The organism is Acinetobacter psychrotolerans (assembly GCF_048552595.1).
Taxonomy (GTDB): domain Bacteria; phylum Pseudomonadota; class Gammaproteobacteria; order Pseudomonadales; family Moraxellaceae; genus Acinetobacter.
The window spans coordinates 1-5586 of record NZ_JBIMDK010000035.1; the positions used below are offsets into that span (position 1 = coordinate 1).

The window sequence follows — 5586 nt, forward strand, 5'->3', positions numbered from 1 at the left end:
TCAACCGCTTTTTGTATATGCTCTTCCATAGTCACTGGAATATCTTCTGGAAAGTCTTGTGGCATCCACTCAGGCCCATACGGCGCAACTGTGATAATCACTTTTTCCATATTTTCTGGGTGCAAAGAATCGTCCAAGAATTGCATGTGTTGCTCCATAACCTATTTTTAAAATTTTCAATTGAATTACTCAACGCATGAGCCAAAACTACAGTATTCCTTACTGCATGCCTTTACATTTAACGACATAGACTTAGCATTTTACGACAGTTGAACTTCAGTATTCCTGATGAGTTATTTCAAAAAATAAACTATAGATTTGCAATAAAAATGAAGAATGACTGATAAATCATGCAGTATTACGATCAAACTAATCACAAAGTCAAAAGTTTGTATCAACAATAAAAGGCTATTGTTCAAATAAGGATTAAATATTTATTTACAGAAAATATAATTATTAGTATGACAAAAAAATGCCCAATGAATACTCATTGGGCATTCAGATTCATTTATATTCGTTTCAAAAATCAGAAGTTCACTTTTAATGCTAAAGATGCGAAATCCCGATCATCCACAACAGTGAATTTATTGTTGCCAAAAAAGCTCGTGTAAGCCAATTCTGCCGAATATTTTTTCATATATGACATAGAGAGAGAAGAGCTAATACTCATTTGCCCTTCCTGAAAGTTCTGACTAAAACCATCGACATCATGTCTAAAAATTAGGCTTGGTGAAATCACGGTGGATGGCAATAAATCATTGTAATTTAATGTCCCACGTACCCTATATCCCCAAGACCACTCACTGAAAAATCCATCTCTATTACAATAACGATTGTTTAAATCATCAATCACATCATTGGATAAATTGGCTGTACCATAAGCAGTACATTTAAACTCTCCAGTTTCATCATCATAAGCTCCTGTTGAAAGCTCACTTCGACTATACGCACTACTGCGCCCGATTCTGGAATTGCCAATATTTGCAATATGGTTGCCACCAATTTCTGAAGATACAGTTAAAGTCTTTGCACCTAATATATCTGGAAAATGATGTACTGCACCCACTGAGAGCTGTGTAACAGGTAAGCGCACATATCCCTTAATATATTCATCCTTACCTGGTGAGACACCTGGTTGTGTAAAAGGTGTTGCAGGGTCAAGAATTTGAAAATAAACCAAGTCAGGTCCATTCAATTGTAAAGGCTGTTTAGGTTTAAAATTCATTTCACCAAAAACAGAAGTCTCACCCACCTTTCCAGCAAGACTTAAACCATACATTTCAATATCTTCAGGGTAAACAGCAAAAAAAGCTGCTGTATTAAAATTTTCAGCCCCTTTTTCTTTTACCGTAGTTGCATCGAAGTTGGCAATTCTATTGTGAAAGTTAGCGTAGTAAATACCTAATTCCGCATTGTTCAGTTGCTCAATATTCTGTTTTATAGCAATACCGTACTGACCACTATCTTTAGGCTTACGATCTGCCGTCCGAGGGATATAACTTTCTGCCCGCAATGCAGTCTCAGATAATTTATCTTTGAGACCTGCCACTAACATTGGGCCACAATTGGCAGGTAAAACATCAGATATTGCAAAAAAAGTACCACACCCATCCACAACTGCAGGTCTGAATTTAAGTTGATAGAAACCTTCAACTTTAAGTCGATCACTTAATCCTACAGTAAATGACAACATTTCCGTGGGAATCACTCTTTCTTTTGCTTCAATCCCTGGACGAGTCAGAGATATGTAGTTAAAAGAGTTGACTGAATTCAACCCATTGAGGAAGTTATATGATTTTCCCCAATCGAGCGTTTGTTTACCAAGCTTGATATTCAGGTTTTGCTTATCATTAAAAGTAAAGTTTTTCCAGAGATAAGCTTCCCATAAATCAATCCCTTTGAATTTCGCCAATCTCGGCCAAGCAGAATCATCAAATGCCTTTAAATCACCATGACCTGTTTCATAAGCATGATCATACCAATAAGAAGTGCTGACGACCGCACCCTGCTTGTTTCCATTAAGACGGAATTCAGTAAAACCTTTAGCAATTTGTGAAATTGCATCATGTTTGGAAAAGTTAATACGTCCATCATCGGCATTAACATCAAGGCTATAACCCCCTTTACCAATATGATTGGCATCAGGTTTATATAACATAGATGCTGATGGATCTTGCATACTCCAGCTGGCTCCAAGCCCAAGCGTGGTATTAACTTCTAACTTCCAGTCGGGATTCAGTTCGAAATTCGCAGCGGTTGCCTTGGATAACGTCAAAGCCATCCCAAATACAATGCCTATTACCTTTACCACCACTTGCTTATTATTCATTCCATTTGGAAAAATTGTTATAATCACAATATAAACTCCATGTATCTTTATCTTTGACTCATTCCAAAAGTCAAAATATGTTCAGATTGTTCACAAACTGATCGCTATATATTTTTTTGTTCTTGTAATAATCGTGTAGGTATAACTATTAACAACATGATTGCTCCCACAATCAGCAATAAACCAATCACCCCAAAAGCGAAATAAATACTGCCTGTCTGCATTTTCACGAAACCGACTAAAGCTGGGCTGATTGCTGCTGCCATACTTCCCATGACATTAATCCAAGCAATACCTAAAGCCGCAGTTGTCAATGATAGATATGCCGGTGGAATCGTCCAAAATAAAGTTGCAGCTGAGAAACATGCTCCACATCCTACGGTTAATAATAAAACCGATAATGTCAAATCATACTGAACTAGCCCGAGTAGTAAGAAACTGATTGAACCTACAGCCATTGTTAATGCCAAATGCCAACGTCGTTCTAAATGTTTATCTGAACTACGACAGATTAAATACATAACAATTAATGCAAACAAATAAGGTATGCTTGAAATTAAACCGATTTGTTTAATATCAGCCACACCAAATTCTTTGATCAGTGTAGGTACCCAATAGGTAATCGTGTTGGTCCCTGAATAAATACATAAAAAAATAAACCCCATCGCATGAACCCTGAAGTCCGTAAATATTTGCTTAAAGGTATTTTTTTCATTGACCTTAGCTTTTTGCTCAGTTTGAAGACTTGTTTTAACAATATATTTTTCACGCTCAGTCAGCCATTTTGCCTGATCAGGATTATCAGTTAACCAAAACCAAGTAAATAGCCCCAATAACACGGCTGGAATACCTTCAACAATAAATAGGATCTGCCAGTCTTTTAATCCCATCCATCCATCAAACGTAGACATAATCCAAGTCGCTAATGGTCCATTTACAATACCTGCGACTAACCCAGCCATTAAGAATACGGAGGTTACACGACCACGTAAAAACCCTGGAAACCAATAGGTCAAATATAAAATCACACCAGGTACAAAACCTGCTTCAGCAATACCTAATAAGAATCTAAATATATAAAAAGATGTCGTGCTTTCCACTGTACTCATTAAAATTGTCAGAACGCCCCACAACAACATAATTCGAGTTAGCGTTGCTCTTGCTCCGACTTTTTTTAAATAAATATTACTGGGAATTTCAAAAATCAAATAACCGATAAAGAATAATGATGTTCCTATTCCATATGCTGCATCACTTAATAAAAGATCCTCAGACATTCTTAGTTTGGCAAATGAAATATTAATCCGATCAATAATATTCAACATATAGGCTAAAAATATAAAAGGTATTATTCTGAACATCACCTTTTTAAATGTTTTTGCCTGTTCTTCAGCTGTTATATTATACCGTTCCATCACTATATTTTCCTGAACAATACGGACCTAAATACCTTGTGGGTATTCGTCCATAAATACTGACATGCATAGGCTATGAATGATCTATCGATGTTTCCAAAGCCTGGGCCAATATTGGAATGCCTACTTCAAAGGCTTCCATTCCCTGTAAACTCAAAATTTTGAGTACTTCCATGATTTGTGCTTTGGTTGCCCCAAGTGCAAGTGCTGCTTGCATGTGGCGCTGAGTGCCTGCTGCCCACATATGTGTGATTGTTGCATCGCCTGCAATACATAAAAATTCAACCCAGAGTGGTGGTAAAATATTATTACGCCAGACTTGCATTGCCATTTTTAGAAAATCTTCCAGATACGCTGGCTCCCAGCGATAAAGTGTTGCCCATAATGGGTTGAAGCTCCCTTCGGCACGCAATTCATCACATACGGGTGTATCAACGGGTTCAGAATCATCCTGATTTTTTAAATTCAGTTTATCTAATTCTGCTTCCAGTAAGGGAACCCCCAAAGCACAGGCATGTATTCCAACGATACTTGCTAGCTTAAACACTTCCATAATTTCAGAGCGGCTAAGCCCTATTTTCAGGGCTTCCTGTATATTCTTTTGGACTCCAGGCGCATACAAATGCGTTGCCGTCACATCAATAATCAAATGAATCAAAGTCACAAGTTTCGGATCAAGAAGATTGCTTGTTCCGACAGTGTCAGTCAGTTTGATATAATGTTCACGCCACTCTTGGGCTAAATCATTCAATACTTGCGACATACCGTTCTTCCCTCACCGTGCTAAATCACAATTCCGCCATTTGGACTCACAACCTGTCCAACCAGATAATGTTCACCACTGAGGTATAAAACAGTGCCCGCATATTCTTCTAATGTGCCAAAACGTCCTGCTGGCACGCTTTGCCATAGTCTGTTACAGGCTTCCTCGCCAACACTTTCCAGATAGGCATTAAACTGAGGTGTTGCGACACCACCAGGGGCCAAAGCATTAATAAAAATATTAGCACCCGCCACTTCATAGGCGACTGACTTGGTAAATGCAATCACTGCCCCCTTGGTTGCGCTATAGGGTGGACTATGTGCACTTTTACTAGACATACCTGCAATTGAAGCAACATTAACAATACGACCTGAACGCTTAGGCTCCATGATTTTTAAGGCTTCACGGGTGCAATAAAATACACCATTTACATTTACACCCCAAAAATGCTCCCACTCATCATCAGTGATCCAACGTGTAAAACTTAAAGAGCGACGAGGTTCTGGCAATGCGTTATAGTCATATAATTCAGTGCGGCGCTGGGTATCGAGTTCAGTTGTTGGCGTGATTGCTGCGTTATTGACTAAGACATCTAAAGTGCCAAAATTCTGGACAATTTTCTCAAACATTGCTGAAACTTGCTTGCTTGATGAAACATCACACAAAACAGCAAGGCATTTTGTTCCATGTTCTTCTAAAACCCGTTGCGTTTCAGATAATGTTTCTTGATTTACATCACAAATAACTAAGCTAGCTCCTTGTCTGGCAAAGGCTTCAGCGCATGCTCTACCCAAACCTGGTCCTACACCTGTAACAAGTACTACTTTATTTTTAAAATCCATTTTTCTTCTCCATCTGATCACGCAAAATACGTTCATTAAAATCAGAGCAATTTTTCTTATAGAACAGCGTTAGATCCCTACACAAAAATGTGTATGAAATCTAACGTGCCATTCAACATTTTACATATTTGAGTCAAAAATCCATTTCACTCAAACATTTTACTTACGTAATGGAATACCTTTTTGTCCGTGTTTACGGTTTGGCGTCATGCCATTTTCACGTAATGTTTCATCAAT

At 38.0% G+C, this 5586-nt stretch carries 5 protein-coding genes; all 5 read right to left on the reverse strand.

The genetic code is table 11. The features are described from left to right. A partial coding sequence (locus ACG94X_RS16620) for a 3-keto-5-aminohexanoate cleavage protein (RefSeq protein ID WP_419384782.1) occupies nucleotides 1–146 on the reverse strand: 146 nt, incomplete at its 3' end. Nucleotides 147–526: 380 nt separating this feature from the next. Then, the gene (locus ACG94X_RS16625; RefSeq protein WP_419384783.1) at nucleotides 527–2329 is read right to left on the reverse strand and encodes a DUF1302 domain-containing protein; all 1803 of its coding nucleotides are present in this window, start codon (nucleotides 2327–2329) and stop codon (nucleotides 527–529) included. Nucleotides 2330–2433: 104 nt separating this feature from the next. Beyond that, nucleotides 2434–3744, reverse strand: a complete 1311-nt coding sequence (locus tag ACG94X_RS16630) for an MFS transporter (RefSeq protein ID WP_419384784.1) — start codon at nucleotides 3742–3744, stop codon at nucleotides 2434–2436. Nucleotides 3745–3817: 73 nt separating this feature from the next. Beyond that, a complete protein-coding gene (locus ACG94X_RS16635; RefSeq protein ID WP_419384780.1) occupies nucleotides 3818–4507 on the reverse strand; it encodes a carboxymuconolactone decarboxylase family protein in 690 nt (229 codons plus the stop codon). 20 nt (nucleotides 4508–4527) lie between these two features. Beyond that, nucleotides 4528–5349: an SDR family NAD(P)-dependent oxidoreductase gene (locus ACG94X_RS16640; protein ID WP_419384781.1), complete on the reverse strand. Its 822-nt coding sequence runs from the start codon at nucleotides 5347–5349 to the stop codon at nucleotides 4528–4530. Between the last annotated feature and the right edge of the window lie 237 nt (nucleotides 5350–5586).